Annotated in this window: 22 protein-coding genes; 9 read left to right on the forward strand and 13 right to left on the reverse strand. The window is 65.7% G+C overall.

Annotated features, from left to right (window positions below; all coding sequences use genetic code 11):
* Positions 1-56 precede the first annotated feature (56 nt).
* The 4 genes from HUI96_RS25730 (at position 57) to HUI96_RS25745 (ending at position 4,412) form a co-directional block, all read left to right on the forward strand.
* The gene (locus HUI96_RS25730; protein ID WP_188257569.1) at positions 57-1,295 is read left to right on the forward strand and encodes a cytochrome P450; all 1,239 of its coding nucleotides are present in this window, start codon (positions 57-59) and stop codon (positions 1,293-1,295) included.
* 178 nt (positions 1,296-1,473) lie between these two features.
* Positions 1,474-2,514: a TRAP transporter substrate-binding protein gene (locus HUI96_RS25735; RefSeq protein WP_188257570.1), complete on the forward strand. Its 1,041-nt coding sequence runs from the start codon at positions 1,474-1,476 to the stop codon at positions 2,512-2,514.
* 23 nt (positions 2,515-2,537) lie between these two features.
* A complete protein-coding gene (locus tag HUI96_RS25740) occupies positions 2,538-3,065 on the forward strand; it encodes a TRAP transporter small permease (protein WP_188257571.1) in 528 nt (175 codons plus the stop codon).
* Between the two features lie 51 nt (positions 3,066-3,116).
* The gene (locus tag HUI96_RS25745) at positions 3,117-4,412 is read left to right on the forward strand and encodes a TRAP transporter large permease (protein ID WP_188257572.1); all 1,296 of its coding nucleotides are present in this window, start codon (positions 3,117-3,119) and stop codon (positions 4,410-4,412) included.
* A gap of 431 nt (positions 4,413-4,843) precedes the next feature.
* Here HUI96_RS25745 and HUI96_RS25750 read toward each other — a convergent pair whose 3' ends face one another.
* From HUI96_RS25750 to HUI96_RS25770, 5 genes are all read right to left on the reverse strand, one after another.
* Positions 4,844-5,653: a helix-turn-helix transcriptional regulator gene (locus HUI96_RS25750; protein WP_188257573.1), complete on the reverse strand. Its 810-nt coding sequence runs from the start codon at positions 5,651-5,653 to the stop codon at positions 4,844-4,846.
* 554 nt (positions 5,654-6,207) lie between these two features.
* On the reverse strand, positions 6,208-6,531 hold the full coding sequence (locus HUI96_RS25755) for a 2Fe-2S iron-sulfur cluster-binding protein (protein WP_188257574.1): 324 nt from the start codon (positions 6,529-6,531) through the stop codon (positions 6,208-6,210).
* A 20-nt stretch (positions 6,532-6,551) separates the two neighbouring features.
* The gene (locus HUI96_RS25760; RefSeq protein WP_188257575.1) at positions 6,552-7,766 is read right to left on the reverse strand and encodes a cytochrome P450; all 1,215 of its coding nucleotides are present in this window, start codon (positions 7,764-7,766) and stop codon (positions 6,552-6,554) included.
* Between the two features lie 33 nt (positions 7,767-7,799).
* Entirely contained in the window at positions 7,800-9,032 is a 1,233-nt protein-coding gene (locus HUI96_RS25765; protein WP_188257576.1) for a cytochrome P450, read from the reverse strand.
* Between the two features lie 5 nt (positions 9,033-9,037).
* Positions 9,038-10,252 (reverse strand): cytochrome P450, encoded by a 1,215-nt coding sequence (locus HUI96_RS25770; protein ID WP_188257577.1) that lies wholly within the window; start codon positions 10,250-10,252, stop codon positions 9,038-9,040.
* Between the two features lie 271 nt (positions 10,253-10,523).
* Here HUI96_RS25770 and HUI96_RS25775 point away from each other — a divergent pair, with 271 nt between their 5' ends.
* The 4 genes from HUI96_RS25775 to HUI96_RS25790 are packed head-to-tail and all read left to right on the forward strand — an operon-like array spanning position 10,524 to position 14,253.
* The gene (locus HUI96_RS25775; RefSeq protein ID WP_188257578.1) at positions 10,524-11,750 is read left to right on the forward strand and encodes an NAD(P)/FAD-dependent oxidoreductase; all 1,227 of its coding nucleotides are present in this window, start codon (positions 10,524-10,526) and stop codon (positions 11,748-11,750) included.
* A gap of 35 nt (positions 11,751-11,785) precedes the next feature.
* A complete protein-coding gene (locus tag HUI96_RS25780; RefSeq protein ID WP_188257579.1) occupies positions 11,786-12,730 on the forward strand; it encodes a nuclear transport factor 2 family protein in 945 nt (314 codons plus the stop codon).
* Between the two features lie 30 nt (positions 12,731-12,760).
* Positions 12,761-13,513, forward strand: a complete 753-nt coding sequence (locus HUI96_RS25785; RefSeq protein ID WP_188257580.1) for an NIPSNAP family protein — start codon at positions 12,761-12,763, stop codon at positions 13,511-13,513.
* The gene (locus tag HUI96_RS25790; RefSeq protein WP_188257581.1) at positions 13,510-14,253 is read left to right on the forward strand and encodes an NIPSNAP family protein; all 744 of its coding nucleotides are present in this window, start codon (positions 13,510-13,512) and stop codon (positions 14,251-14,253) included. Before HUI96_RS25785 ends, HUI96_RS25790 begins: the two co-directional genes overlap by 4 nt.
* Positions 14,254-14,307: 54 nt before the next feature.
* Here the strand turns inward: HUI96_RS25790 and HUI96_RS25795 are convergent, their stop codons facing one another.
* Together HUI96_RS25795 and HUI96_RS25800 are read right to left on the reverse strand one after the other, a co-directional pair.
* Positions 14,308-14,760, reverse strand: a complete 453-nt coding sequence (locus HUI96_RS25795) for a nuclear transport factor 2 family protein (RefSeq protein ID WP_188257582.1) — start codon at positions 14,758-14,760, stop codon at positions 14,308-14,310.
* Positions 14,761-14,783: 23 nt separating this feature from the next.
* Positions 14,784-15,608 (reverse strand): SDR family NAD(P)-dependent oxidoreductase, encoded by an 825-nt coding sequence (locus HUI96_RS25800; RefSeq protein WP_188257583.1) that lies wholly within the window; start codon positions 15,606-15,608, stop codon positions 14,784-14,786.
* Between the two features lie 168 nt (positions 15,609-15,776).
* Between HUI96_RS25800 and HUI96_RS25805 the strand changes: the two genes are divergently transcribed.
* Positions 15,777-16,241, forward strand: coding sequence for a DUF3237 domain-containing protein (locus HUI96_RS25805; RefSeq protein ID WP_188257584.1), 465 nt, complete (start codon positions 15,777-15,779; stop codon positions 16,239-16,241).
* A 94-nt stretch (positions 16,242-16,335) separates the two neighbouring features.
* On the opposite strand, the gene HUI96_RS25810 is transcribed toward HUI96_RS25805, so the two are convergent.
* The 6 genes from HUI96_RS25810 to HUI96_RS25835 form a co-directional block, all read right to left on the reverse strand.
* Positions 16,336-17,478: an iron-containing alcohol dehydrogenase gene (locus HUI96_RS25810; protein WP_188257585.1), complete on the reverse strand. Its 1,143-nt coding sequence runs from the start codon at positions 17,476-17,478 to the stop codon at positions 16,336-16,338.
* Positions 17,479-17,524: 46 nt separating this feature from the next.
* Positions 17,525-18,793: a cytochrome P450 gene (locus HUI96_RS25815; protein WP_188257586.1), complete on the reverse strand. Its 1,269-nt coding sequence runs from the start codon at positions 18,791-18,793 to the stop codon at positions 17,525-17,527.
* Positions 18,794-18,871: 78 nt separating this feature from the next.
* Positions 18,872-19,855 carry an alpha/beta fold hydrolase gene (locus HUI96_RS25820; protein WP_188257587.1) on the reverse strand — a complete coding sequence of 328 codons (984 nt, stop codon included), beginning with the start codon at positions 19,853-19,855 and terminating at the stop codon, positions 18,872-18,874.
* Positions 19,856-19,917: 62 nt separating this feature from the next.
* Entirely contained in the window at positions 19,918-21,177 is a 1,260-nt protein-coding gene (locus tag HUI96_RS25825; protein ID WP_188257588.1) for a cytochrome P450, read from the reverse strand.
* 74 nt (positions 21,178-21,251) lie between these two features.
* Complete coding sequence (locus tag HUI96_RS25830) at positions 21,252-22,022, reverse strand: SDR family NAD(P)-dependent oxidoreductase (protein ID WP_188257589.1); 771 nt, start codon at positions 22,020-22,022, stop codon at positions 21,252-21,254.
* A gap of 11 nt (positions 22,023-22,033) precedes the next feature.
* Complete coding sequence (locus tag HUI96_RS25835; RefSeq protein WP_188257590.1) at positions 22,034-22,804, reverse strand: SDR family NAD(P)-dependent oxidoreductase; 771 nt, start codon at positions 22,802-22,804, stop codon at positions 22,034-22,036.
* Positions 22,805-22,849: the final 45 nt, after the last annotated feature.

Raw genomic sequence — 22,849 nt, forward strand, 5'->3', positions numbered from 1 at the left:
TCTGCCCGGTCTGCCGCACTGCCGGCCGGGCATTACGAGAAGGCAGGAGAGAGCCGATGCAGCTAGACAGCGAAGCCGAAGCCGCGGTCCATGCGGAACCCGTTGCCACGCTGGATCCTCCCGCATTCGACTGGGATCCGTGGGCGATCGAGAATCTCGTCGATCCCTATCCGATGCACAAGGCGCTGCGCGACGCCGCCCCGATCGTCTGGCTGTCGAAATACGACATGTACGCGGTCGGCCGGCATGAGGAGTGCAAGACGGTGCTCTCCGACTATTCGCGCTTCATGACCAGCGCCGGCACCAGCATGCAGGACATCCGCAAGCCCGGAAAGTTCCGCATCCCGAGCCGGCTGCAGGAGGTCGATCCGCCAAAGCACACGCAGATCCGCTCAGTGGTGACGCGCGCCATGCCGCCGACGGTGATCCGGCGCATGCGCGACTTCTTCGAGGCGAGAGCTGCGGAAGTCGCCGGGCGCGTCCTCGCCATGGGCACCTTCGACGCGGTCGATCAGGTCACCGAGCCCTACGTCATCTCCGCCTTTCCCGCGGCGGTCGGCGTCCGTCTCGAGCGCAAGGCGGCACTGACCATCGCCGAGATGCGCTTCAACCAGAGCTGTCCCCACAACGAGCTCTATCATAAGGCGATGAAGGCGGCCGAGCCCTATCTCCCTTGGTTCGACGAGGCCTGCCAGCGCCATAACGTAGAGCCGGGGTCGATCGCCGACCTGCTGTTCCAGGCCGAGGAGGCAGGCCAACTCGAGGAGGGCGTCGCCTCCAACATAACGCGCTCATTCGTCGGGGGCGGAGTCGATTCCACTATCAGCGCCATCGGCCATACGCTCCATCACCTCGCCCGCAACCCGGACCAGTTCGCGCTGGTGAAGGCGGACCTGAAGAAGGTGCGCCCAGCCTTCGAGGAGGGCATCCGCATGGACACGCCCTTCCAGTTCACCTGGCGCACGACGATCCGCGACACCCATCTGGGCGACTACCGGCTGGCGGGTGACACCAAGGTCACCGTGTTGCTCGGTGCGGCCAACCGCGATCCGCGGCGCTGGGATGATCCCGAGCGCTACGACATCTCGCGCGAGACGGTCGGCAACTATCTCGGCTTCGGTGTCGCCGACCACAATTGCGTGGGCCAGATGATCGCCCGGCTCGAGGCCGACGCGATCCTGACCGCGCTGGCGCGCGGCGCCAGGTCGATCGAACTCGCGGACGAGCCGGTCTACCGCCCCGTCAACCAGATGCGGATGCTCGGCAGGCTGCCGCTACGGATCGTCCCGGAATGACCGCGCGGACGGGCGACGGCTGCGCCCGACCGGCCTGACGCGCCGGGCGGCGCTGTCCCCGATGCGAGTGACAGTGCCGGGATGGCGACCGGGTAGAATCGACCGCCTGGGACAAGAGACGGCCGCGAGGGGAGCGCCGTCCGCGGATGCCCGAATGCATCGTAGAGGGAGGATGATCGTGTTCACGAGAAGACTCTGGGGCCTCGCGACTCTGGCCGTGGCGGCTCTTTCGGCGACCGTCGCCTGGGCCGAGGCCGTGACGTTGCGCTACTCGTCCTGGCTGCCGCTGCAGCACCACATGAACGAGAAGGCGATGTATCCGTGGTTCGCCGAGATCGAGGAGGTGACCGCGGGCCGCGTCAAGGTCGAGGTCCTGCCGAAGGTGGTCGGCACCCCGCAAAGCCAGTTCGACGTCGTCCGTGACGGGCTGGCCGACATCTCCTTCATCGTCGCCGGCTACACGCCCGGCCGCTTCCCGCTGGCCGAAATGGGGGAATTGTCCTTCATCGGCAGCGACCCCCGCGTCTTCGCGCCGGCCTTCAATCGCATCTATCGCAAACATATGGAGCCGTTGAACGAGTTCGACGGCGTCAAGCTGCTGACCATCTTCAGCAACGCCCCAGGCAACGTCTTCACGACGACAAAGGCGGTGCGCTCGGTCGCCGACATGAAGGGGCTCAAGCTGCGCAGCACCGGGCCCTATACGACCGACCTGCTCAACCGCGTCGGCGCCATCCCGATACTGAAATCGTCGACCGAAGCATTCGAGATGCTGTCGACCGGCGCTATCGACGGCAGCCTCGGGCAGCGGGAGACCATCGCCAACTTCAAGATGACCGAGTTGATGGGGCACGGCACGCTGATCCCCGGCGGCCTGTTCAGCGCAGCGCTCGGCGTCATCGTCAATCCCGATGCCTGGGAGAGGATCGCGCCGGAAGACCGCGCGGCCATCGAGACGATATCGCACGAGAAGCTGGCGGCGCTCGGCGGGGCTACCTACTACGAAGCCGACCGGCAAGCCGAAGCGGCCATGAGGGTGGTCGAAACGCTGAAGCTCGAAACCGCGGATCCCGACTTCGTCGCCGAGCTCAGGCAGGCGGTCGCGCCGCTCGAGGCCGCCTGGGCGGAACGCGCCAAGGCCAAGGGCCTAGCCGATCCGCTCGCCGTGCTGGAAGAGCTGCGCAGCGAAGTCGCGGCCCAGGAAGCGCAAGCCAAGTAGCCCCGGAAAGGAAGCCATCACCCATGCTGAAATGGATGGATCGTCTGACCGGCCTGATTGGCTCGGCCCTGCTCTTTCTGCTGATGATCATCACCTTCATCGACGTGTGCGGAAGAAACCTCTTCAACCATCCGCTCACCGGCGCCTCCGAGATCACTGAGATCCTTCTCGCCTGCATCATCTTCCTGATGCTTCCGGGGGTGGCGATGAAGCAACTCCACATCGTCATCGATCTGATCGACATTGTTTCCACCCGCGCCATGCGCATAGCGGAGGAGATCTTCTCCGCGGTCGCCAGTTGCTCCATGTTCGGCCTCATCGGCTGGCAGCTCTGGGCGCTGGGCGACAAGGCCGTCGGCTATGGCGACGCGACGCCGTCGCTTCAACTGCCGCTGGCGCCCGTCTTCTACTTCATCGCGGTGCTTTCCTTCGTCAACGCCATCGTCTTCCTGATCGCGCTCCCGCGCGCCGTAGGAACGCCCGCGGCGGCATCCAAGAGCGACAGCCCCGAGACGGTCGCCGCCCCCGAGAAGCTGCACTTGCCTGTATAGCGTCCGCGCGCGACGGACCCGTCACCCACTCGCCCGAGAAGGATTGATCCCATGGTCGCCGCCGGCGCTGGCTTTCTCCTGTCATTCGTCCTCATCTTCCTGCGCGTTCCGATTGCGGTGGCGCTCGGCATAACCGGCTTCGTCGGCTTCGGCATGCTGATCGGCTGGAAGCAGTCGTCGATCATGCTGGCGCTGACCACCCGCGACGCGGCGATGTCCTACTCGATGTGCGTCATCCCGCTGTTCATCCTGATGGGCAATTTCATCGCCGGCACGGGCGTGTCGCGCGAGCTCTACAAGGCCGCGCAGGCCTTCCTCGGCGGAAGACGAGGCGGCCTTGCGAGCGCAACGGTGTGGTCCTGCGGCGGCTTCGCCATGGTGTGCGGGTCGAGCGTCGCCACCGTGGTGACCATGGGCAAGGTGGCGCTGCCGTCGATGCGCTCGTTCCAGTACAAGGACAGCCTGAGCGCGGCCACCATTGCCGCGGGCGCGACGCTCGGCATCATCATCCCGCCGAGCGTGCTCCTGGTGATCTACGGGATCATGACCGAGACTCATATCGGCAAGCTCTACGCCGCGGCGCTCGTTCCCGGCGCGCTTGGCATCCTCGGCTATGTCGCGGCGGTCAAATGGACGGTCTGGCGCGATCCGGCGTCGGCTCCGAGCGCCGTGAAGTCGTCGCGGCAGGAGCGCTACGAGGCGCTCCTCAGCGTCTGGCCGGTGGCCCTGCTGTTCGCCCTGGTGCTCGGCGGCATCTACAGCGGCATCTTCACGGCGACCGAGGCGGCGGGCATTGGCGCGTTTGGCGCCTTCTGCCTCGCGCTCGCCCGCCGCCGTCTGACCAAGCAAGTGCTCTACGACATCCTGCTCGACAGCGCCCAGTCCACCGCCGTGATTTTCGGCCTGATGATCGGCGCGCTGATCTTCACGGAGTTCCTCAATTACACCGGTGCGCACACTGCGCTTCTGTCGTTCGTGCAGGATTCCGGCTTTTCGCCGTTCATGGTGATCATCGTCATCTGCGTCATCTACATCATCCTCGGCGCGCTCATGGAGGAGCTGTCCATGATGCTGCTGACGGTGCCGCTGTTCTTCCCGATCGTCACCGGCCTCGGCTACGATCCAGTCTGGTTCGGGGTCCTGGTGATCGTGCTATGCGAACTGGGCATGATCGCGCCGCCAGTCGGCGTGAACCTGTTCGTGGTCAGGTCGTTCGCCCCCGACATCCCGATCACTACGGTGGTGCGCGGCATCGGCCCGTTCGTGGCGGCCGACATCATCCGCGTCTTCGTCATCGCGTCGTTTCCGATCCTGTCGCTCTACCTTCCGGCCCTGTTCTTCGACTGATCGGGGCATCCAAAGCCAATCGGGAAAACGGGCGCTCCGCGCCCGTTTCTTGTTTAACCGCAGGATTTGAGCGGCCCCTATCCTCAACGGACGCTGCCCAAGCGGCGCAGAGGTGTCGCCGTCAGGCGGAGCATCCGACGCTCTCACTTTTTGCTGCCGAGATAAGCGAAATCTCTGGCGGGTAGGCCGCGGAGATCTCTTGAGGCGCTGCGCCGCCCGAATGCGAACGTGTGCCCTTATCAGGGGGCGATACAGACCTTTTCAATACATTGCCTAGCCTCCCTCGGTGTTCTGTGCGCCAGCTTTGAGATGTGCGCGCACCGCCCCGCATGATCGGAAGACGACCGCCTCCATGTCGGCACAAAAAAAGACCCGCATCGAAGCGGGTCAGGCAGGGGAGGAGGCTTGATTGCTACTGTGGCGGCCGCCTGTCAGTTCAGGGTGGCGGCGGCTTCGGGCTCGCTGCGCGTCGCGCTCCACAGCGCCAGATACCAGATCAGCAACTCGCGCTGGCTGCCGATCCCGAGCCTCAGATAGGCTCGCTTGCGATAGGTCATCACGCTCTCCTTGCCGATGCCGAGATCGAGCGCGATGCCGTAGGAGGAAAGCCCGTAGAGGATGCGCGCGCAAACCTCGCCTTCGCGCCGCGACAGATCGGTCGCCGACAGCACACATTCCTCGATCTCCGGCAGCGAACTGAGGGCCGGCGTGAGGTTGGGCTTGTTGGCGACCAAGTCATTGTGCTTGGCGATCGCGGAAACGAGTATTCCGGCGGTGCGCCGCAGCAACTCGATGTCCATGTCCTGCGCCGGATCGTGCTGCGCCGGGCGAACGATGCTCAGGCAGTAGGCGGCGTCGGCCTTGCGCGTCGCGACGAGGATACGCTGCCGGCGCCCGGCGGCGAATCCACAGGCGCGTGCCCCGGCTTCCGGGATGCCTGCGATTTCGATGCGCACCGCATCAACGGCAACCATGCTGAGCTGGCGCTTTATCTCGTAGGCCGAGAGATCCGGCCCGGCAGGTGCCGCTTCGAGGTTGGCGCAGACGAGCAGGGACAGTTCCCCGCCACGGAGCTGGTAAGCCGCGCAATGGTCGGCCCCGACGACGGCGGCGGCGAAGGACAGCACGCGTTCGGCGAAATCATGGGCGCCGATCGACTCCACGATGGCCGAGAGCGCGGAACCGTCCTGAAGCACAGGGCGGTCCGTCGGCGCATGCGCGGCATTCAGCGTGATTGTCATTAACTCCTCCCTGACAATGCAACTGGCAACACGATAATTTCATTCTGAAAATATTTCAATACGAAATCAATGTTGCAATGCACGCCAGTTATGTAATTGAAAATGCTTATATAAATGGCTGTCACACATAGTGAACATTTTAGCTCAGGTTTTGTATTTTGCTCCGCACCGTGTTTTTCGGGATCCGAAGTATTTCGGCCGCTCCCCGCAGCCCCGAGCAGCCGGCCGTCGGTCGGCAACTGCGCATGCCGCCGACCCGTTTTCGCAAGGAGTCGCCGCAGCAATCTGGGGTCATTCATCGGAATGGAGCGAGGGGCTCGATAGCGCTCGAGCGGGGCGAACTCGCGCGCCGCAACGAATCTTGGGAATCCGGATCAGGCTCGGGTCGTCTCCGTCTCGGATCGCCCCTATTGCCCGAACTCGTTTAGCCCTCCTCCCCAATTGGCCGACGTACACGCCGTCGGCCAAACAAGCTCGCGCGGCTTGCCAGCTCAGGGTGGAGAGAGGGCCGGACTTTACGGCCCTTGTCGTTGTCTTCGGATTGCGCCGCAGCTTCAAAGCTGCGGGTCGGCGATGCGCACGGTAAGCCCGTCCATCTCTTCGGTCACTACGAGCTGGCAGCTCAGGCGGCTGCACGGAGACCGTCCCATCGCCGTGAAGTCGAGCATCTGGTCTTCGTTCGGCTGGACCGGCGGCATCCTGTCCAGATAGCCGTCCTCCACCAGCACATGGCAGGTGGCGCATGTCAGCCCGCCGCCGCAGTCGCCGACGATCCCGTCTATGCCATGCGCCGTCGCCGCACGCATGAGGCTGGTGCCGACGGGGATGTCGAGCTCGATCCGGGATTCGTCGGGGTTGATGAAAGTGACTTTGGGCATCGGCAGAACCTCGTTTGCTGTCAGGCGGCGCGGACGAGCCGCAGCGGAAGGCGCTCAAGCGTCCGCAATGTATTGACGAGCCTGTACTCCGGCGTGCCGGCAGACTCGATTCTCTCGACGCGCCGCAACAGCGCTCCGAGAATGCATTCGGCTTCGAGCCGCGCGATCATCTGGCCGATGCAGATGTGGTGCCCGACGCCTAGCGCTAGATGAATGCCTGCGGTCTCGCGGTCGACGTCGAAGCGCTCGGGGTCCGCGAACTTGCGGGCGTCACGGTTGGCGGATCCGAGAAAGTTGGCGATCTTGGTGTCGTCTTGGAGACGCAGGCCGGACAGGACCTGTCCACCCTTGGTCGTCCGGAACATGACTTGCGAGGGCGATTGAAGTCGGATCGCCTCGTCGAAGGCGCCTCGCACCTTCGACGGATCGGCCTTCACCTTCGCCCATTCGCCGGGGTTGCTCGCCAGCAGGTTGAGCGTGTGGCCAATGCCGGCGATGGTGGTGTCGACACCGGCGCGCAGGAAGGATCGTACCTGCACGCCCGCTGTGCCCTTCTCGAAATCGCCGGCATCTTCAGCCTGGTAGATCTTCTCGCCGAAACCGCCGGGCAGCATGCTCTCGCGCTGAAAGCTGTGCTGGTACTGATCAAGGATCGGCGAGACTCGGTCGAGGGACTTCTTCAAAAGTTCGTTGTTCGGGCCGATCTGGTTGAAGTTCATCTCGCCGATGGCGACGAAATTCTCGCGCGGCATGTCGACGCCGAGTACGTCGGGAAAGACCTTAAGCACGAAGGCTTCGACGAGTTCGCGTACCGCCTCGATCTCACCCTTGGCGACGGCGCGCTCCGCCACCGTCTCGGCTTCCGCGGCGAAGTGCTCGCGCCACTGCCGGATCACCAGCGGCGAGAGGACCTTGGTCAGGGCGCCGCGGATTTTCGTATGCCGCGGCGGGTCGACTTCGGTGATCGGGCTCGGCGTGCGCCAGGCGCCCGGCTTGCGGATGTCCGACATGCCGATGCCGCCTTCCGAGGTGAAGCGTACATAGTCGCTCATGACGGTCCGCACTTCCTCGTAGCGGCCGACGGCATAGATGCCGTATTTCGGGATGAACACGACCGGCGCGGTCTCTCGCAGCCTTTCGTGGAAGGGATAGGGGTTCTCGATGTTCTCGTCCGAGAACGGATCGACGTCGAGGACCGGAGGTTCGGGTAACCGTTCAAAGGCGGCGTTCGTCATTCTTGGTGGTTCCTACGGCGAACTGCACGGTGCTCAGGCACGGGTCACGCGCAGAGGCAGTTCCTTCAGGGTGCGCAAGGTGTTGATGATCCGGTAGGACGGCTCGCCGGCGATCTCGATGGTCGCGGTCCGCCGCGCCAGCGCCGATAGGATGACTTCCGCCTCGAGCCGGGCGATCATCTGGCCGATGCAGATATGAGCACCGCTGCCGAAGGCGAGGTGGATGCCGGCTGCGCCGCGGCGGATGTCGTAGCTGTCGGGATGGTCCCAGCGCCTGGGGTCGCGGTTGGCGGCGCCCATGAAGATGGCGACCTTCCTGTCGGCATCGAGCCGTACGCCGCCCAGAACCGTTTCGCGCACGACTGTACGGAACTGCGTCTGCGACGGCGCTTCGTGGCGGATAGCTTCTTCGAAGGCGCCGCGCACGAGCGCTGGTTCGGTGCGGATGGCGTCCCACTGTTCGGGGCTGCGCGCCAGTTGGTTCAGCGCGAAGCCGATACCGGCGATGGTGGTGTCCATGCCGCCGCGGATGAAGGAGCGCACCAATCCAGGCGCGCTGTCAGCCGGCAGTTCGCTGGCATCCTGCGCCAGATAGATCTGCTCGCCGAAGCCTCCCGGCCGCATGCTCTCTCGCTGGAAGCTCTTTTGATACCATTCCAGGATCGGTTCCACTTTCCTCAGCGAACGCTGGAAGATCTCGTTGTTCGGACCTATGGCGTTGAAGTTCATGTCACCGATGGCGACCGCGTTCTCGTGCGGAATGTCGACGCCGATGGCATTCGGGAAGACGGTGAGCACGAAACCTTCGGCGATCTCTTTGACGGCGTCGAAGGTGCCGAGGTCGAGAATGCGCTCGACGATCCGCTCTGCTTCGACTTCGAAATCAGCGCGCCACTTGCGGATGACGAAGGGCGAGATGATGCGGGTGAGCACGGCCCTCAGCTTCGTGTGCTCGGGCGGGTCGGTTTCCAACAGCGGGCTGCGCGGCCGCCAAGCGCCGGGCTTGCGCAGGTCGTACATCCCCGTGCCGGCGCTTGCCATGAACCGCTCATCGTCGGAAAGCACAGTCTTGGCTTCTTCGTGCCGTCCGACCGCATAGATTCCGTACGGCCTCAGCAACACCACCGCGCCGGTCTCGCGCAATGCGGCGTGGAATGGATAGGGATCGGCAAGCACCGTCTCGGTGAAAGGATCGATGTCCAGGACCGGGGCTTCGATCCCGTCCTTGCCTGCCTGCGCCGTGGCTTGTGTGGCTTCGCGCAGCATGGCGGTTACGTCACGACGGCGCGCAGCGGCAGGTAATCGAGCGTGCGCATCTGGTTGATCGGTCGGTAGCGTGGCTCGCCGGCCGGCTCCAGCACCTCAAATCGTGTCACCAGCGCCTTCAGAATCGCCTCGGCCTCGAGCCGCGCGATCATCTGGCCGATGCAGATATGCGCGCCGGTACCGAAACCGAGATGGATGCCGGTGGTATCGCGCGTGACATCGAACCTGTCCGGATCCTCCCATTTGCGCGGATCGCGGTTGGCAGAGCCTAGAAACACGCCGACCTTGGTGTCAGGCCGAAGGCGTAGGCCGGAGAGTTCAACGGGGCCGGTGGTCGTGCGATAGGTCACCTGGAAGGGCGATTCCAGCCGCACTGCCTCTTCGAAGGCGGCCCGCACCTTGCTCGGATCGGACTTTACGATCGCCCATTGGTCGGGGTTCTGCGCCAGCTTGTTTAGCGTATGGCCGATGCCGGTAATGGTGGAATCGGTGCCGCCGCCGACGAACGAGCGCACCATGTTGGAGGCGATTCCTTCCTCGAACTCGCCGCGATCTTCGGCGTCGAACAGCATCTCGGCAATCGAACCCGGTGTGACGCCTTCGCGCCGTACGCTGTTCTCGAACCATTCGAGATAGGGCTTCGCCCGTTCCATCGCGCGGTGGTAGAGCTCGTTGGGCGGGCCGCTCTGGTTGAAGCGCATCTCGCCGATGGCGAGGATTTCCTTGCGCGGCAGCTTCACGCCGACGGCTTCCGGAAAGACCTTCAGCACGAAGGCTTCCGCCACATCCTCGACGCCGTCGAACTCGCCTTTCGCGACCAGATCCTCCACCAGCCGCTTCGCCTCGGTCTCGAAATGCTCCCGCCAGCGCCGGATCACGATCGGCGACAGGTATTTCGTCAGGGTGGCGCGGATGGCGGTGTGGCCGGGCGGGTCGTTTTCAAGCAGGCGATTGGGGATGCGGAAGTCGCCGGGCTTGCGGATGTCCTGGATGCCGATCCCGCCGCGCGCGGTGAAGCGAGAATGATCGTTCAGCACGATCGTCGCCTCGGCGTGGCGGCCGACGGCATAGACGCCGTAGCGCTCGATGAAGGCGGCCGGGCCGGCCTCGCGCAGCCGCTCGTGGAAAGGATAGGGATCGCGCAGGACCTCGAGCGAATAGGGATCGACGTGGAGAACCGGCGCATCGGCCGTCTCCGTGCTCAGCGCTGCTTCACTCATGCTCGACTATCAGCCTCAAACCAATCGCTCTGGCATTGTCTTGCCCGCCCACCCCAGGGGGCAGGCCACCCCCGCAAAGCATGGCCGCGGCGGTTCGTACAAAGTCCTATGATCGGCGTTAGAAGACCACCCGACATGCACCTTATCTGTCCCCCTTCCTGGGGAAAGCTCCGCGTCCCTTGACGGAGGGATACGCGTCCTTTCGCCGCAAGCCGATCATCTGCAGGTATCAGGGCGGAGGCTGGGCCGACGCCAACGAACGAAGGATGACATGCTGAACGCGATCGTGATCGTCGGCGCAGGCCAAGCCGGGTTCCAGACTGCCGCCTCCCTGCGCCAGGACGGGTTTGCCGGATCGATCACGCTTGTCGGTGACGAGGCCGGCATGCCTTACCAGCGGCCGCCGCTGTCCAAGGCCTATCTGCTCGGCAAGACCGATGCGCCCGGCCTGCTTTTCCGTCCGGAGAAATTCTTCGCCGATCATCGGATCGACCTCGTCAACAGCGCGGCGACCGCGCTCGATCGTACCAACCGGCGTGTGAGCCTCGCCGACGGCAACGCTCTTCCCTATGACCACCTCGTGCTGGCCACCGGGGCGCACAATCGCTCGCTGCCAGTGCCGGGGGCGGAACTGGACGGCGTCTTCGGCCTCAAGAATCTCGGCGACGCCGATGCGCTGGCCACGCGACTGGGCGAGATCGAGAACGTCGTCGTGATCGGCGCCGGCTTCATCGGGCTGGAGTTCGCGGCCGTGGCGCGCGCCAACGGCAAGAACGTGCATGTCGTGGAGTTGGCCGACCGGCCCATGGCGCGCGCCGTATCGAAGGAGATGGCGGAGTTCTTCGCCGACGCCCATCGCGATTGGGGGGTGATGCTCGACTTCGGCCAGGGCCTGTCGCGCATCGACGGTGAGCGGGGTAGGGTGACTGCTGTCGAACTGACCAATGGGCGCAGACTTCCCGCCGATCTCGTCGTGTTCGGCATCGGTGTGCTGCCCAACGCGCAACTCGCCTGCGAGGCCGGCCTCGATATTGAAAACGGCATCAAGGTCGATTCCTACTTGCTGACGTCGGATCCGGCGATCTCGGCAATCGGCGACTGCGCGATGTTTCCGAGCCAGCACGCCGGCAGCTTCATCCGGCTGGAGTCGGTGCAGAACGCCGCCGATCAGGGGCGTGCCGTGGCCGCCCGGCTGGTCGGCAAGGGCGCGCCTTATGCCGCGGTGCCGTGGTTCTGGACCGATCAGGGTGACCTCAAGTTGCAGATGGTGGGGCTCTCGGCCGGGCACGATGCGACCGTGCGCCTCGGCGATCCCGCGACCCGCAGCTTCTCGATCCTGCTATTCCACAGGGGCAGGCTGATCGCCGTCGAATCGGTGAACCGTCCGGGGGATTTCATGGCGGCGCGCAAGATTCTTTCCAGCCGCGCCACGCCGCGCTGGGAGGAGGCTGCGTCGGACGGCTTTGACCTGCGCGCCTGGGAGGCGGCCAACCGCTGATCGGGCGCCACGCGAATTTCACAAGGGAAGGAAGGATGACACGCGCCGACCAGATCGCGCCGAGAGACGCCAACGAACGCACCGTGCTCGGCTTCTACACCAACCTGATGAAGAAGGACCTCGACGCCTTCGCCGAGCTGTGGGCGGAGGATGCGGTGCAGGACATGCCGTTCGCGGCCGGCGTGGCGGTGCTGGAGTCCGCCTGGCACGGCAAGGAGAAGCTCCTGTCGTACTACAGGAAATCGATCCCCAACCGCCGCGACCACGTCTTCGAGATCGAGAAGCTGCACCGCACAACCGATCCGGACGTCATCGTCGTCGAGGCCGCTGGCCGCAGCACGATCGGCGAGACCGGCCGGCTGTACGATCAGCGCTACGTCTTCACCTTCCGCTTGCGCGACGGCAAGATCGTGCTCAACCGCGAGCACTTCAACCCGATCATATGGCAGCGGGCGTTCGCCGGCTCCGACGTCACCGCCAATCCCAATCCGTCGGCTGCGCGATCGGCCACCGGGCCCGGCACGCCCGTCGACGCGTTTCAGCCGAAGACGCCGCAGGAGACGGTGGCGATCGATTTCTACCGCCTGCTGATGAAGCGCGACTTCGACGCCTGGGGCGCGCTTTTTACCGAGGACGCCACGCAGTTCAATCCGTTCATGCCGGCAAAGGAGGGGCTCAGGCAGACCTTCGAGGGCCGCGACTACATCGTCCACCACTACAGGACTGTGCTGGAAAAGCGCCGTGGCCCGGTCTTCACCATCTACGACCTGCACCAATCCACGGACCCCGACGTGGTCATCGTGGAAGCGGGCGGGCGCAGCGAGGTTCCGGAGACCGGCAGGGTGTACGACCAGCGCTACGTGATGATCGTCAATCTGCGTGGCGGAAAAATCGCCTGGACGCGCGAATACTTCAATCCGCTGGTCTTCCAGAACGCTTTCGATGGCTTTCTGGTGGGCGAGGGGGCGGTGCCGAATTGACGCCGTGACGGCAACATAGATACCGGGCTCATGTTCGAATTCCGCTTCTACTCCGTAACGCCTGGGCGCATGGCTTCCGAGCTTGCGCTGGTGCATGACATGGGTTTTGCTGGCGCGCCGGAGGAGCCGGGCGGGCCGCCGGCGCACGCCGAGTCGCTCTGGGACCGCTACGGCGTCCATCGCCCGCTAGGCTCCTGGGCGGTGCTCAGCGGCCGCCAGGCGCCGGGCTTCCTCTACATCATCCGCTGGAACAGCATGAAGGAGCGCGACGAGCGCTTTCCGCGCTTCTGGACCGACCCGTTCTGGCGGGCCCGCCGCGCCGAGCTCACCGACGGCCAGCCGCTGGTCGACAGCATCGAGACCTGGCTGCTGGAGCCTTCCACCGCATGGCGCAAGGCCGGTGCGGATCCCGTCCCCGGCCCGGTGGGCGGCGTGCATGAACTGCGTATTCAGAACGTGCTCAACGGGTCGCAGGCCGAGGCGGGGGACAGCCTCGGCAGCGTCGACCTGCCGGCGCTGCGCGAACTTGGCGCCAGGCTCCTCGGCCTCTTCGAGGTGACGATCGGGCCGGAGCGGCCGCGCTTCGTCACCCTTCTCGCCTGGCCCGATCTGGCCTCGCAGCAGCGTGCCTGGTTCGAGATGGACCGGCATCCCGCCGTGCGGGCGCGGCGCGAGGCGGAGCGCCAGCGCCACGGGCGCAACCTGTTCGGCTCGCCCGATGCCTATCTTCTGGGGCCCATCTCCTGGAACCTGCCGCAAGCCAATCTCGGAGTAACGCCATGACTCGGCTCGCTCCGCCGCTCACGATCGACAGCTACTACGAGTTGCGCCTCTATCAGATGGTTCCCGGGCGGATGCCGGATTTCCATCGGCTGATGGGCGAGGACGTTCCGCCGCTGTTCGCCCGCAACGGCATCCCGGCCCCACTCGCCTTCTGGGAAGGCTATGCGGGTCCACTGTCGCCGCTCTACTGCTACATCCTGCATTGGCGCGACCTCGACGACCGGATGAACGCCTGGGAGCGCTTCTATGCTGATCCCGAGTGGGTTGCGAAGATGGGCGCCAACTATGGCGGGCAGCAACGCGTCGAGCGCTCGCACGTCTTCATCCTGCGCCCATCGCCGGTGTGGGAGCGGTTCCGCGAGGCTGGCAGCCAGGAGCCGGTCGGCGGTGTCCACGAACTGCGCTTCCACGACGTGCTCAACCAGGATCCCAATCTCGCGCACCAGTCACTGGCCGATCACGATCTTCCGTTCCTGCGGGCGAGGGGAGCCCGCGTGCTCGGCGTCTTCGCGACATGGTTCGGCACGCGTATGAACCAGGCCGTGACCCTGCTTGCCTGGCCCGACGCGGAAAGCTGCCGGCAGGCCAGTTTCGCCCACCAGATTGATCCCGGCCTGCTTGCCGTCCGCGACGAGGAGCGGCGGCGCTACGGCCGGCCGCTGCTGCGCGGCACCGACATCCACATCCTGCAGCCGATCGGATACGGAATCGCGCGGCCCAATCTGGCGGCTCGGGGTTGAGAAGATCATATCGGGCCTCGAAGGCCCCACGATCAACCGCAAATACTGCCGGAATCAATCCGGCAGAACGCGCACGCTGACGCTCCTGAAGCGCCAACCCTGCGGAGTGCGCGCGAAGCGGAAACTATAGGCGCCGCACATCGCGATCTTGCCCGGCCCGTCGCGCCAGTCGGTGATCAGCGCACGGCAGCGGCCATGCGCGTCGTCCGGCCCATCACCCGGCTCGATCAGGACATCCGTCATCTGGTGGCGGAACTTGCGGTCGAAGCGTTTGATGATCGAATTCTCGATCATCTGCTTGATCTGCTCATGGCCGGTCATGGTCTCGGCCGGCAGGCCCGACCCGCCTTGCGCGGCGGGTGGCGAGTTCTCGCGCGTCCAGGTGCCCTCCGTGAGAAAGAGCGCGGCGAAGCCGTCGAGATCGCCGGCATCGGCGCGATGGACATAGCGCGCCAGCAGGTTGCGCATTGCGAGTTCGTCGGCGACCGGAACGGCATCGTCCTGCATTTGCGCTCTCCTTCCCGATCCGCTTATTCGCTGTAGACGCCGGCTTCGAGCAGCTTCTTCGACGAATAGTCGCCGCCCTGCTTCTTAGTGAAGAAGCCGGAGGTCAGGCCGCCGTCGATCGGCAGGACGGCGCCTGTGACGAAGGAGGCGGCGTCGGACAGGAGCATCAGCGCCACGCTCGCCATTTCCTCTGCCATACCCATGCGGCCGAGCGGCGTGCGGTCCACGACGGCGTCGATGAAGGCCGGCGGCATGTTGCGACGCAAGAGCGGCGTGTCGACGAAGCCGGGCGCGATGCAATTGACGCGCACGCCGTGCCGACCCCACTCGATCGCGAGGTTCTTCGCCAGGCCGCTGACGCCGTGCTTCGACGAGACGTAGTGCAGTCGGCCGGCATGGCCGCCCAGCCCGTCCACCGAGCCGATGACGACGATCGAGCCCTTGCCGCGCTCGACCATGCGGCCGCCGAACTCGCGGCAGGTGAGGAACAGCCCCTTCAGGTTGATCTCAAGGACGTCCTCGAAATCCGCTTCCGGCAGGATTTCCGCAGGCGCGGTGCGAGAAATCCCGGCACAGGCGAACAGGCCGTCGACCGGGCCGAGTTCCCTCTCGAAATGATCGGCGGCCCGCTTCGTCGCGGCGGCGTCGCGCACGTCCATCGCGAAGCCGGCCGCCTTAACGCCGCGGCTGCGGAGTTCGTCGAGCACGGGCGCGATGTCCGCATCGCGCAGGTCGACGATCGCGACATGGGCGCCGTCTCCCGCGAGCGCGATCGCCGCAGCGCGGCCGATACCCGACGCGCCGCCGGTGATGCAGACGACGCGGTCCTTGAGACCGTAGTTCTTCATCGAAGCCTCTCGTCGCAAATGGTCGGCGTGCGGGCCGGCTTACACGGACTGCCAGCGCGGCGTCCGTCAGCTTAGGCCGGACCGTTCCGCCATCTGTCCCCGATATCGGGGACCGCCTTCCGTGGGCGGTCCAGTCGATGGTGGTGCGGCAACAGGAGGGGAGAAGGTATGGTAGAGATCCGTCTGAAGCCGCTGTTCACGATGCAGGCCGACACGGCCAACGGCGCGACCCATGTCGGGCCCGTGCCCATCGGCTATCAACGGCGCGTTGTCTTCGTCACCGGCGGCCGTTTCGAAGGCGAGCGTCTGAGCGGCAGGGTCCTGCCGGGGGGCGGCGACTTCCTGATGATGCGCCCGGACGGGGGTATGCATCTGGACGTGCGGCTGGTCCTCGAGACCGATGCCGGTGAGTTGATATACATGACCTATGTCGGGCGCCGGCACGGTCCGCCCGAGGTGATGGAGCGTTACAGGAACTCCGAGGCAGTCGCCTATGGCGAGGACTATTTCCGCACGATCGTTCAGTTTGAGACGGCGGCGCCGCGCCTGATGTGGCTGAATGGCATACTGGCCGTCGGCGCCGGCTACCGCACCGTGGAAGGCGCCGTCTACGAGATCTTCGAGATCGAATAGAGCAATTCCGGCAAAAGTGCGCAGCGGGATTGCGAAAACAAGGAGATAGGGCAGTTCCGTTGGTTCGGAGAAATACGGAAATGCCCCATCGCTGCTACCAGGCGGATTGCAGGATTCGCATCATGTCCGCCTTCGTGGGGATCGGGCGCGCATTGGCTTTCACGCGTGGATTGGCAAGTGCCGCATCGGCGATCGCGTCGAGCTGTCCCTCCTGCACGCCGGCGTCGTGCAGCCGCGACGGCAGGCCGAGTTCGGCGACGAGCGCCGCCACGATCTCGGTGAGCGGCACGTCGGGCTGGCCCATCGCTTCGGCGAGCGCCGCCTGCCGGTCGGCGTTGATCTCCGCATTGTAGCGCAGGACATGCGGCAGCATGATGCAGGAGGTCACGCCGTGGCTCATTCCGGTGACGCCGCTCAGTCCATGGCCGATGCCATGGCTGGCGCCGTGGCTGATGCCGATTGTTGCCCCCTGGATCGACATCCAGGCGCCGATCTGGCAGTCGAGCCGCGCCGCCAGATCACCCGGCTCGGCTTTCGTCCGCGGCAGCGCCCGCGCCAGTACCCGTGCCGCATAAAGCGCGGTCGCGTCGGCATAGGGCGCGCGGACGGGAGAGCACCAGGTCTCGACCGCATGGTCGAGCGCACGCAGCCCGGTGCTGAACCAGAGTGCGTCGGGCGTGGCCATGGTCGCCTCCGGGTCGAGGACGACCGCGTCGGCGGCGAGGTCGGGATGATGGAAGGCGTCCTTGACGCCCGTGCGCTCGTCGGTGATGCCGGCATACTGGGTGTATTCGGCGGCCGAGAGCGTCGTCGGGATCGAGACCAGATAGGGTCGGGGCGAGGCCGCCGTTGTCGACAGCTTCAGCCGGTCGAGATCGGCGGTGTCGCCGACATTGTTGGTGAGACAGATGCGGGCCGCCTTTACCGTCTCCACCACCGATCCGCCGCCGAGAGCGACCACGGCCTCGATGCCGCGGCTGCGCAGCGCATCGGCGACACGGACGACGTCGGCGCGTGGCGAGTTGGCGGCAAGGCCCTCAAGGCGCCTCACGCAGGTGTCGCCGAGTTCGGCCGCCACCTTGTCCGCCAGCCCGCCGCGCTTAGCGAGGGACGAATTGGTGACCAGCACGGCCTGCGTGACCCAGAAATCTTTGAGGAACTGCGTCAGCGCCGTGCTGGTCGACTGGCCATAGACGACGATCTGGCGGGAAGGAGGCTGGAAGCGTCCCATCTGCATCGGGTCCTGTTCCTTTTCTTTGAACCGGCGCGGCCGGCAGTGCGGATCAACCGTCGAAGTCGACCCACAGCGATTGCGGCGCCCGGAAGGCGAAAGCCGGGGCGTAGCGGACGGGCAGGTCGCCGGCCCGCCGCATGCCCGGGAAGCGCCGAGTCAATTCCTCCAGCATCACCCTGATCTCCAGACGGGCAAGAGGCGCGCCCAGGCACACGTGGATACCGTTGCCGAAGGTCACGTGCCTGCGGCTGTTTGGCCGTGTCAGGTCGAGACGGTCGGCGTCGGCAAACTGCTCGTCGTCGCGGTTGGCGGAGGTGAAGGAGATCATGACGTTCGAGCCGGCGGGAATGGTCGTCCCGCCGATCGTCACGTCGCATGTGGTGCGACGGCGCCAGTTCACGACGGCGCCGAACAGCCGCAGGCCCTCCTCGACGGCGTTCGGGATCAGGCCCGGATCGGCGCGGATCGCCTCCCATTGGCGGGGATCGGCAAGCAGCGCGTCGATCGTGTTGGTCGCCTGGCTGGTCGTCGTCTCATGCCCGGCGAACAGCAGCCCGAAGGTGGCCGAGTTGATCTCGTTGATCGTCAGCGCGGCGTCGTCGCCACCGCGCAGCCGCAGAAGTTCGCTGGCGAAATCGTCCCGCGGTTCCCGGATGCGCCGCGCGACGAGGTCGACGCAGTAGTGCCAGAATTTCAGCAGGTTTCGCGCGGCGTCGATCTGCTGCTCGTGCGTCGGGCGCGAGAAGCTCAGGAGCAGGCGGTTGGTCGACCACGCCTTGACCTGCTGCGCGTCCTCCTCGGGAATGCCGAGCAGCCTGAAGATCACCTTGGCCGGAAGCTCGTGGGTGAACTCCTTCAGGAGGTCGACGCGTCCGCGTCCCCGCAGGCGCTCGAGATCCGCGACCACCAGCCGGCGTATGTCGTCCTCCATGCTCGCGAAGCGCTTCATGTTGAGGACTTGCGCGGCGAGATTGCGGATTCGCGTATGGCGCGGCGGATCGCAGTTGACCTGGATGCCCTCCAGCGAATAGCCGCCCTCGCCGAGGATATTCAAAGCCTCCTGCGGCACGGGCGAAATCGGCGTGTTGGCGTTCGCGGCCGAGAAGCGCTCCGGGTCGCGCAGGATGGCAAGCACGTCGGCGTAGCGCGTCACCACCCAGTGATCGATGTCGGGGCTGTAGAAGACCGGTTCTTCGGCGCGCGCCAGGGCCAGCGTCGCGTGCATCTCCGCATGATCGAACGGCTTGTAGCGGTGGCCGACGCTGCCCAGCGGGCAGGTCGCGGCCGGAATGTCCCATACTTTGGCGAGATCGCTCATGACTGTGCGGATATCCTCTCCGGCCATCGTGTTACGCCCGCCGGCCCCCGCAGGTCTGTCACCTCGGGAGGGACCGATTCACCGCGGCCCCTCGAGCATCGCCAGAAAGTCGAGGATCAGCCTGGACGTCTCCTCCGGCGCCTCCTGCTGCACCCAGTGGCCGACGCCATCGAGGAAATGCACGCCGCGCACGTCGGCGAGGCGCGGCACCGGGTCGGCATAGCGGTCGAAGCCGGGGATCATGTAGCGCGTCGGCTCCAGCACGCCGCCGATGAACAGCGAAGGCTGCTCGATGCGTGCATCCGCATGCGGCCGCATCAGAGTCCAGTCGAGATCGATGCAGCGGTATCGGTTGAGCGGGCCGCGCAGGCCGCTGCGCCGGAAGCTCTCGGCATAGAAGCGCACGTCCTCGCGACTGAGCCACGGCGGCAGGTCGTCCGGGTCGGGCAAGCCGTCGAGCAGCCGGGTGGTTCCCGCCGGGCGGACGAGGACGTTGTCGGTGAGCGATCCCTGCCCGGACAGGCTGCGGAAGAAGACGCGGATGAACCGTTCGAGATCCGGCTCGAACTCGGCCTCGGCGACGCCTTCCGGCTGGAAGTAGGCCTGGTAGAAGACACGCTCGCCATAGAGGCGCGGCCAGGCGTCCGACGGTTTTTGCGGCGGATGGTTGGCGGCCGGAACCGAGACGGTGACCATACCGCGCACCCTGGCGGGATGCAGCAGCGCCGCCGCCTGCACCTGCACCGCGCCCCAGTCATGGCCGACGAGCACGGCGCCTTCGGGGGCGAGTGCCTCAATGACAGCCGCGATGTCGCCGGCGAGCTCGACGATGGAATAGGCCTCGACCGGGCGGGGCTTGCCGGAGGCGCCGTAGCCGCGCACTTCGAGCGCGGCGGCCCGGAAGCCCGCCGCCGCGACGGTCTCGATCTGGTGCCGCCACGAATACCAGGATTCCGGAAAGCCGTGCACGAACAGCAAGAGCGGCCCGGCGCCGGCAAGGGCGACATTCAGCCGGACGCCGTCCTTTCCGGCGATCGTGCGGAATTCCAGCGCTGCGTTCATGCCAAGTCCCCGCGATCACCGTCGTTGCTCATTGCGGGCGATCACCGTCGCCGCTAAGGCTGTCAGCGCAATTCGACCGGCAGCGACCGCGGCGCGCGGAACACATAGGTGTAGGCGTGCTCGACCTTCGCATTCTCGGCGAGCCGGACATTGGGGAAGCGTCTGGTGAACTCCTCCAGCACGATCTTCATCTCCAGTCGGGCGAGCGGCGCGCCGAGGCAGACATGCTTGCCGTTGCCCATCGTCAGGTGCTTGCGCGCGTTCTTGCGCCGCACGTCGAAGCGCTCCGGCTCCTCGAAATGCTTCTCGTCGCGGTTGGCCGAGCCGAAGGACAGGATGATGTTGCCGCCGGCCGGGATGGTGACCCCGCCGATCTCGATGGCGGTCTTAGCGCGGCGGCGCCATCCGATGACCGCGCCGCAATAGCGGAACGTTTCCTCGACCGCGAAGGGGATCAGCGAGGTGTCGGCGCAGATCGCCTCCCAGTTGTCGCGATAGGTCAGCAACGCGCGGAAAGCGTTGGTGAGTTGGCTGGTGGTCGTCTCGTGGCCGGCGAAGACCAGGCCGTAGACGACGGTCGTCAGTTCGTTGAGCGTCAGGATCGAATCGTCGCCGTTGCGCACCCTGAGCAGGCCGCTGACGACGTCGTCGCCGGGGCTTTCCATCCTCTTGCGCACCAGGTCGACGCAATATTGCCAATAGGCGACCATATCCCTCGCGCCGGCGATCTGCTGCTCGTAGGTCGACGGGCTGAAATTGAGGATGGTGCGGGTTCCCGACCAAGCCTTGACCTTGTCCATATCCTCCTGCGGTATGCCCAAGAGCAGGAACAGGACCTGCGCCGGCAATTCATAGGTGAGATCCGCTAGCAGGTCGGCGCTTTGCCGGCCCTCCAGTCGGTCGAGCGCCTTCGTCACGAGATCCCGAATGGCCGGCTCCATCGCCGTGAAGGTCCTGATGTTCAGGAGTTGGGCCGAGGCGTTGCGCACGCGCGTATGGCGTTCGCCATCGCAGTTCGACTGCACCTTCTCGGCCGTGAAGTTGCCGGCCTTCATAATGTCGATGGCGTCCTGATGGACGGGCGAGGCCGAGTCGCTGGTGTTCTCGGAGGAGATGCGGTCGTGGTCGTGCAGAATCGCCATCGCGTCGTCATAGCGGGTGACGATCCAGTAGCCGGTCTCGGGCGAGTAGAAGACCGGCTCGTCCCGACGGGCCTGCGCCAACTCGGCGTACATAGTTTCGTGATAGTAGGGGCTGGGGCGATTTCCCATGCCGTGCACGGGACAACTGCCGCGCGAGGTGGTGCCGGCGACGTCGCTCATTGCCAATCCTCCCAGATCAGGTCCCCCATTCTCCGCGAGGCGGTTCCGCCGGGATGTCACCCCCGGCGGGTACCTCAGTTCGGCGAGAAGCCGGAATAGAGCGCCATCTGGCCGCCGTCATTGTTCATGATCAGGCCGGTGACGTAGGAGGCCTCCCCGGACGCGAGGAACAGCATGGCGTCCGCCTGCTCCTCCGGCTTGCCGATGCGGCCCATCGGTATGCGGCGGCGGCGCTCGACGAACCGGTTGGCGTCCAGCGTCTCCATCTGCTTGATCATGTTGGTTTCCGTCAGTCCGGGGCAGAGGCAGTTGACCCGGATACCGTACTGCGCCCATTCGACGGCCAGTGCCTTTGTCAGCCCGGTGACCCCGTGCTTTGAGGCGATGTAGCCGACGTCTCCCGGAAAGGCGGCGAAGCCGGCATTGGAGGAGACGTTGACGATGGCGCCGCTGCGGTTGGGGATCATCGTCAGCGTGGCGGCCGCGCGAGACCAGTAGAATGGCGCATCGAGATTGATCGCCATCGTCCGCCGCCACACCGCATAGTCGGTCGCCGGCTGGATGGTCGACACGCCGGCATTGTTGACAAGCACGTCGACGCGGCCGAGCCGGTCGACCACCTCACGGATGCTCGCCTCCGCCACGGCTTCGTCGGCGACGTCCCCGGCGATCGCTACGGCATTGCCTCCGGCTTCCCGGATCGAGCCGACGGCGGCCTCGAGGCTTTCCGGCTTCAGGTCATTGAGAGCGACGGTCGCCCCCTCGGCGGCGAACTTGCGTGCCGCGGCCAGGCCCATGCCCGAGGCGGCGCCGGTGATGACGACGATCTTGTCCTTGAACCGCATGGTTGCCTTCCTCAGCCCGGAGACCAGCCGGAGGACAGCGCGATCTGCCCGCCGTCGACGTTGAGCGTCGCCCCGGTGATGTAGGAGGCGTCGTTCGAGGCGAGGAAGGCCATGGCCTTCGCCATCTCCTCCGGCTGTGCGGCCCGCTGCATGGGGATGCGCCGGCGCCGCTCGGCGAAGCGGTTCGGGTCGATCGCCTCCATTTCCTTGATGATCTGCGTGTCGGTGAAGCCGGGGCATACGCAGTTCACGCGGATGTTGTACTTCGCCCATTCGACCGCGAGCGACCGGGTCAGCCCGAGCACCCCGGCCTTGGCGGCGATGTAGCCGACGTCGCCGGGATAGGCGACCAGCCCCGCCAGTGACGAGATGTTGACGATGGCGCCGGCTTTGTTCGGGATCATGCTCTGCGCGGCCGCGGCCTGCGACCAGTAGAAGGGAGCGTTGAGGTCGACGCCGATGATTCTGTCCCACTCGGTGTAGGTTTCGGCCGGCTGGATCGTGGCAATCCCGGCATTGTTCACGAGGACGTCGATGCGGCCGTGCCGCTTGACGGTTTCTGCCACGCAGGCGTGCGCCACCTCCTTGCTGGCGACGTCTCCCGGGATCGACAAAGCGCTGCCACCCGCGGCCCTGATGGCGGCGACGGTCCGCTCTGCCGTCTCTGCCTTGACGTCGTTTACGGCGACGATGGCGCCTTCGGCGGCGAACAGTTTCGACGCGGCGAGCCCCATGCCGGAGCCGCCGCCGGTTATAACGACCACTTTATCCTTGAAGCGCATGCCGCTCAGAATCCTCCCGTGAAAATCTGCACGAGAGTTAACAGC

Source organism: Pseudaminobacter soli (ex Zhang et al. 2022), assembly GCF_014595955.1.
GTDB classification, from domain to species: Bacteria; Pseudomonadota; Alphaproteobacteria; order Rhizobiales; family Rhizobiaceae; genus Kumtagia; species Kumtagia pseudosoli.

Coding starts and splice junctions, on each gene's coding strand:
- HUI96_RS25730 (WP_188257569.1), top strand. CDS start 57: ATGCAGCTAGACAGCGAAGCCGAAGCCGCGGTCCATGCGGAACCCGTT.
- HUI96_RS25740 (WP_188257571.1), top strand. CDS start 2,538: ATGCTGAAATGGATGGATCGTCTGACCGGCCTGATTGGCTCGGCCCTG.
- HUI96_RS25745 (WP_188257572.1), top strand. CDS start 3,117: ATGGTCGCCGCCGGCGCTGGCTTTCTCCTGTCATTCGTCCTCATCTTC.
- HUI96_RS25750 (WP_188257573.1), bottom strand. CDS start 5,653: ATGACAATCACGCTGAATGCCGCGCATGCGCCGACGGACCGCCCTGTG.
- HUI96_RS25755 (WP_188257574.1), bottom strand. CDS start 6,531: ATGCCCAAAGTCACTTTCATCAACCCCGACGAATCCCGGATCGAGCTC.
- HUI96_RS25760 (WP_188257575.1), bottom strand. CDS start 7,766: ATGACGAACGCCGCCTTTGAACGGTTACCCGAACCTCCGGTCCTCGAC.
- HUI96_RS25765 (WP_188257576.1), bottom strand. CDS start 9,032: ATGCTGCGCGAAGCCACACAAGCCACGGCGCAGGCAGGCAAGGACGGG.
- HUI96_RS25770 (WP_188257577.1), bottom strand. CDS start 10,252: ATGAGTGAAGCAGCGCTGAGCACGGAGACGGCCGATGCGCCGGTTCTC.
- HUI96_RS25775 (WP_188257578.1), top strand. CDS start 10,524: ATGCTGAACGCGATCGTGATCGTCGGCGCAGGCCAAGCCGGGTTCCAG.
- HUI96_RS25780 (WP_188257579.1), top strand. CDS start 11,786: ATGACACGCGCCGACCAGATCGCGCCGAGAGACGCCAACGAACGCACC.
- HUI96_RS25785 (WP_188257580.1), top strand. CDS start 12,761: ATGTTCGAATTCCGCTTCTACTCCGTAACGCCTGGGCGCATGGCTTCC.
- HUI96_RS25790 (WP_188257581.1), top strand. CDS start 13,510: ATGACTCGGCTCGCTCCGCCGCTCACGATCGACAGCTACTACGAGTTG.
- HUI96_RS25795 (WP_188257582.1), bottom strand. CDS start 14,760: ATGCAGGACGATGCCGTTCCGGTCGCCGACGAACTCGCAATGCGCAAC.
- HUI96_RS25800 (WP_188257583.1), bottom strand. CDS start 15,608: ATGAAGAACTACGGTCTCAAGGACCGCGTCGTCTGCATCACCGGCGGC.
- HUI96_RS25805 (WP_188257584.1), top strand. CDS start 15,777: ATGGTAGAGATCCGTCTGAAGCCGCTGTTCACGATGCAGGCCGACACG.
- HUI96_RS25810 (WP_188257585.1), bottom strand. CDS start 17,478: ATGCAGATGGGACGCTTCCAGCCTCCTTCCCGCCAGATCGTCGTCTAT.
- HUI96_RS25815 (WP_188257586.1), bottom strand. CDS start 18,793: ATGAGCGATCTCGCCAAAGTATGGGACATTCCGGCCGCGACCTGCCCG.
- HUI96_RS25820 (WP_188257587.1), bottom strand. CDS start 19,855: ATGAACGCAGCGCTGGAATTCCGCACGATCGCCGGAAAGGACGGCGTC.
- HUI96_RS25825 (WP_188257588.1), bottom strand. CDS start 21,177: ATGAGCGACGTCGCCGGCACCACCTCGCGCGGCAGTTGTCCCGTGCAC.
- HUI96_RS25830 (WP_188257589.1), bottom strand. CDS start 22,022: ATGCGGTTCAAGGACAAGATCGTCGTCATCACCGGCGCCGCCTCGGGC.
- HUI96_RS25835 (WP_188257590.1), bottom strand. CDS start 22,804: ATGCGCTTCAAGGATAAAGTGGTCGTTATAACCGGCGGCGGCTCCGGC.